The following is a 4,013-nucleotide window of genomic DNA, read 5'->3' as shown; positions in this document are numbered from 1 at the left end:
GAAGAATGTTCGACTTCGCCAGCTCCACGTAGTCCGGGTCGTCGGCCGCGGGGGCGTCGCCGGCCTCCTCGGCCGCGGCGGCGGCGCGGACGCGCTTGTAGTGGTTGTGCACCGCGACGGCCAGGGCCCGCTTGGCGCCGTCCTGCCCGACGACGTAGCGGCTCAGGTGCGCGAAGATCTCGTGGGGCGTGGGGAGGGGACCGTCGCCCGTCACGACGTCCTGCGCCGCGCTCTCGGCCTCGCGGTCCTCCTCGACCATCTCGAGGCACAGGGCCACGCACTCGTCGCAGATGAACACGCCTGCGGGCCCGGCGATGAGTCGCTTCACCTGGCGCTGGGACTTGCCGCAGAAGGAGCACGTGAGCGCGTCCGCCGCGCGCGGACCGCGCTGCCCGCGCGTGTCGTCGGTGCCGTCGGAGCGTGCCACCGGGTGCCTCCAGTCCAGTCGGTTGCGGCCGATCGTAGCCGCCGCCCACGACACGCCGGGCCGCTCGGCCGGTCCGGGCGTGCCGGGCTCAGCCGCGCGCGGCGCCCGCGGACGGGCGAGGACCGTCCACGACCTCGGCCAGGAGCTGGAGCCGGCTGGCGGTCCGGAAGGCGTCGGGCCGGTCCGGCATCGTCGTGCGGAAGGCGTCGAGGGCGTGGCGCGACGTGACCACGAGCTCGACGTCGGCGTCCACGAGCACGTCCACGACGGCGATGAACCGCTGCTGGGCCTCCCGGTCCGCGTCCGTGAGGAGGGGGACGTCGGTGACGACCCAGCGACGGAACCGCGCGGCCCAGTCGAGGTACTCGAGGGTGGACGTCGGCCGCCCCGCCAGGTCCGCGAACGTCACCCAGAGCTCGGGCTCGCTCTCGCGGGCCGCGCCGTCCACCCGTGCGGCCGTCACCTCGAACGACCTGGTCCCGGTGCGGACGACCGCCCGGGACCCCGGGGCGGGGGCGACGAGCCCGTGGGCGGCGAGCTGCGCCGTCGTGCCGGGGGAGAGCCACGCGCCCGCGGCGAAACCTGCGCGACCGCGCCCCCCGAGCGCCCGGTAGTCCACCGTCCCGGCGAGCTCGACCACGTCGAGGTGCGCCCGCAGGAGCGCGATGCCCGGCTCGGCGACGTGGTGCCACAGCGGGTTCGGCAGCAGCGTGCCGGGCTCGTAGTTGGACGTCGCGAGCACGACGACGCCCGCCTCGAACGCCCGGCGCAGGAGCCGGGTGAGCAGGGTCGCGTCGCCGGTGTCGTGCAGGTGGAGCTCGTCGAGGTAGAGCAGCGTGGTCCCGCGCAGGAGGTCGTCGATCGCGGCGTCGACCGTGCCGGGGCGTGGCTCCGCCGACTCCGCCGACTCCGCCGACTCCGCCGGCGGCGCCGGCGGCGGCTCCGCGGCCGGCGCGGCCGCGCGGGTGCGCCACCCGCGCGTCGGGCCGCCCTGGCCGACGGCGGGCCGCGGTCCGGCGAGGGCGCTCGCCCGCTGGGCGTGGATCGCCGCGTGCAGCGCGCGGAACAGGTCGTACACGTGCACCCGCCGGGCCGCGCCGGCGGGGAGCCCGGCCGCGACGGCCGCGAAGAACGCCCCCGCCAGCCATGACTTCCCGCGCCCCGCGGGGCCCCACACGTACAGCCCGCGGACGGGGCGCCGTCGGGGCCCGGCGAGCTCGTCGCCGAGCCGGACGAGCCGGTCGAGGAGCAGGGACTGGTCGGCGTCGAGGACGAACCCCTCGCGCGACGCCGCCGTCTCGACCGCACGCCGGGTGCGGTCGAGACGGGAGCGGGTCATCGGGCCAGCCTAGGCGCGGGGGCTGCGCAGGGCCTTGACCCAGACGCTGACGACGTCCCAGCCCGTGATGACGACGGTCGCCGCGATGATCCCGTTCGAGAGCCACGTCAGCGAGTCGCCGCCCGTGACCTCGAGGAACGCCGGGTTCACGAGGCGGTCGGCGCTCGCGAGCCAGACGACCGCGCCGGCGAACAGCACCCCGACGACCGTGTTGGCGGCGGCGAGGCCGACGGTCCACCGGCCGCGCGCGTACACGAGGATCGTGAGCACGATCTCGACCGCGACGAGCGCGACGAGCACGCCGGTCCAGACCGGCCACAGGTCGGGCTGCAGCACGGGGACGGCGGTGCCGTCGGGCCCCCGGTACGTCGCGACGTTCTGCAGGAGCAGCACGGCGGCGACCAGGACGAGCAGGCCGACCGACACGACCGTGTCGACGAGCGTGACCTCGCGGGGCGCGCGCTCGGTCGGGAGGCGGTCGACCGTCCAGGGGCCGGTGAGCTCGTCCTGGCTCCGGGGGGAGCCGTAGCGTTCGAGCAGGACGAAGACGAGCGTCGTCCAGAACGCGATCTGGAGCGCGACGGAGGCGGTCGACCAGATGCCGCTCCAGATGGCCGACCCGACGGCGTCGCCGTCGACGAGGTCCGTCGCGAGCACGATCGCCCCGGGGATGAGGCTGACCCAGAGCAGCACCTTGAGGAGCCGCAGCCAGTCGAGGTAGAGCGTCGGGCCGATGAGGTAGAGCGGGCGCCCGGCGAGGTCGGCCGCGAGACGGTCGGGGTCGCCGAGGTCGTTGAGGACGTCGGTCTCGGCCCGTGCCGGGTCGGTGCCGGCCTCGACCTTGGCCTCGACGGCGTCGGCGACGGACGCGCGCAGCTCCTGCTCGAGGTCGGCGTGCTGGTCCGCGGGGACGCGGCGCAGCGTGGCGGCGACGTAGCGGTCGGTGAGCGTCATGACGTGCCTTCCTGGGAGTCGATGGTCCGGAGGCTGCGCGCGATCGCGAGCCACTCGTCGAGCAGGTCGCGGGCGAAGCGCTCGCCCGCGGGGGAGGTGCGGTAGAACTTGCGCGGCCGCGCCTCGTCGGTGTTCCACTCGCTCACGAGGAGGCCCTGCTTCTCGAGCCGGCGCAGGAGCGGGTAGAGCGTGTTGGCGTCGACGGGGACGCCCGCCGCGGCGAGCGCCTCGAGGAGCCCGTAGCCGTAGCCGGGCGTGCGCAGCAGCAGCAGGCTCGCGACGACGACGGAGCCGCGGCGCACCTCCTGGCTGTGCCCGGCGAAGATCTCGGGATCGGTCATGTCTCACACCATAGTGTGTGACGCACAGTATGTGCAAGAGACACATCATCGTGTCGTCGCTGGAGCGCTAGACTGGAACGGTTCCAGAGAAGAGTGCGTACCTGCCGCGGGAGGCCGAGTGACCGACCTGATCGACACCACCGAGATGTACCTGAAGTCGATCTACGAGCTGCAGGAGGAGGGCATCCCTCCGCTGCGCGCGCGGATCGCCGAGCGCCTCGGGCACTCGGGGCCGACCGTCTCCCAGACCGTCGCGCGCATGGAGCGGGACGGCCTGGTCGTCGTCGGCGGCGACCGCCAGCTCGAGCTCACGACGCTCGGGCAGCAGACGGCGGTGCGCGTCATGCGCAAGCACCGCCTCGCCGAGCGGCTCCTCACCGACGTCATCAAGCTCGACTGGGAGCAGGTGCACACCGAGGCCTGCCGCTGGGAGCACGTGATGAGCGACCTCGTCGAGCAGCGCCTCGTCGCGCTCCTCGACCACCCCGCGCACGACCCCTACGGCAACCCGATCCCGGGCCTGCGCGAGCTGGGCGAGGACCTGCCGGAGGTCGAGTACCTCGACGGCGTCGTGTCCCTGCCGGCCCACCTCGCGACCCACGGCGTCGGGGAGGGCGGCGAGGCGCGCGTCGTGCTCCAGCGCATCGCAGAGCCGGTCCAGGTCGACGTCGAGCTCCTCGCGCGCTTCGCGGAAGCGGGCGTCTTCCCGCGCCAGACCCTCGTCGTCGCGGTGAACGACGGCGTCGTCACGGTCTCGGGCGACGGAGCCGACACGGTCCTGGACCTCCCCGACGACGTAGCGCGCCACCTCTTCGTGACGGCTGACTGAGCCTGCTGCGGCCCCGGTGGGGCGCCGAGAACGAGGTTGGTCCCGTTATCCATTGGATAACGGGACCAACCTCGTTGTGGTGGGGGAGCAGTCGCGTGCTCGCCCGTCGGGTGTTGTCTGGCG

Annotated in this window: 5 protein-coding genes; 1 reads left to right on the top strand and 4 read right to left on the bottom strand. The window is 74.2% G+C overall.

Annotated features, from left to right (window positions below):
* From ABWU78_RS20795 to ABWU78_RS20780, 4 genes are all read right to left on the bottom strand, one after another.
* Positions 1 to 427 (bottom strand): ClpX C4-type zinc finger protein (locus tag ABWU78_RS20795; protein WP_439159378.1); only part of this gene is annotated, 427 nt, incomplete at its 3' end.
* Between the two features lie 88 nt (positions 428 to 515).
* Positions 516 to 1,766: a cell division protein ZapE gene (gene zapE / locus ABWU78_RS20790; RefSeq protein ID WP_439159377.1), complete on the bottom strand. Its 1,251-nt coding sequence runs from the start codon at positions 1,764 to 1,766 to the stop codon at positions 516 to 518.
* Between the two features lie 9 nt (positions 1,767 to 1,775).
* A complete protein-coding gene (locus ABWU78_RS20785) occupies positions 1,776 to 2,720 on the bottom strand; it encodes a permease prefix domain 1-containing protein (RefSeq protein ID WP_439159376.1) in 945 nt (314 codons plus the stop codon).
* On the bottom strand, positions 2,717 to 3,061 hold the full coding sequence (locus ABWU78_RS20780) for a PadR family transcriptional regulator (protein WP_053369071.1): 345 nt from the start codon (positions 3,059 to 3,061) through the stop codon (positions 2,717 to 2,719). Before ABWU78_RS20780 ends, ABWU78_RS20785 begins: the two co-directional genes overlap by 4 nt.
* 118 nt (positions 3,062 to 3,179) lie before the next feature.
* On the opposite strand from ABWU78_RS20780, the gene ABWU78_RS20775 reads away from it, so the two are divergent.
* Positions 3,180 to 3,890: a metal-dependent transcriptional regulator gene (locus ABWU78_RS20775; protein WP_439159375.1), complete on the top strand. Its 711-nt coding sequence runs from the start codon at positions 3,180 to 3,182 to the stop codon at positions 3,888 to 3,890.
* Positions 3,891 to 4,013 lie beyond the last annotated feature (123 nt).

Origin of the sequence: Cellulosimicrobium sp. CpK407, assembly GCF_051844275.1 — a bacterium.
Classification (GTDB): Bacteria; Actinomycetota; Actinomycetes; order Actinomycetales; family Cellulomonadaceae; genus Cellulosimicrobium; species Cellulosimicrobium cellulans_G.
The sequence above is the reverse complement of the archived record's forward strand: the minus strand, read 5'-3'. Positions and strand labels throughout refer to the sequence as shown.